Genomic DNA, 400 nt, shown 5'->3' with positions numbered 1-400 from the left:
GTGACCTCAAAGAGCCGCAAACCGCCGACCGCATCGCCCTGCAGCGCGAGTTCCAGGGCCACCCGAGCAGGGGCCTGACCCCGAGCAAGCTGGCGCAGATTATGGACAGCGCCGAGCAGGGCGACATCATGGCTCAGTACGAGCTCTATGAAGACATGGAAGAAAAGGACGCGCACATCATGGCGGAGATGGGCAAGCGCCGCCGGGCCGTGGCCGGGTTGGATTGGTCCATCGTGCCGCCGCGCAACCCCACCGCCAAAGAGAAGAACGCCGCCCGCGAGCTGCAGGAAGTGATCGCCGGGCTGGAGGATTTTGCGGAGCTGATGTTCGATGTGACCGACGGCATCGGCAAGGCCTTTTGTTGCCTGGAAATTGAGTGGCGGCGCAGCGCCGGTTTCTG

At 64.0% G+C, this 400-nt stretch carries 1 protein-coding gene; it reads left to right on the top strand.

The window, feature by feature from the left end; translation table 11 throughout:
* Positions 1-400: phage portal protein family protein (locus B3187_RS17080; RefSeq protein ID WP_286807750.1), on the top strand; the 400-nt coding region annotated here is incomplete at both ends.

The organism is Marinimicrobium sp. UBA4209, assembly GCF_002381585.1.
In the GTDB taxonomy this organism is placed as follows: Bacteria; Pseudomonadota; Gammaproteobacteria; order Pseudomonadales; family Cellvibrionaceae; genus Marinimicrobium; species Marinimicrobium koreense.
Note: the sequence above shows the minus strand (reverse complement) of the source record. Positions and strands in the feature narration are given on the sequence as shown.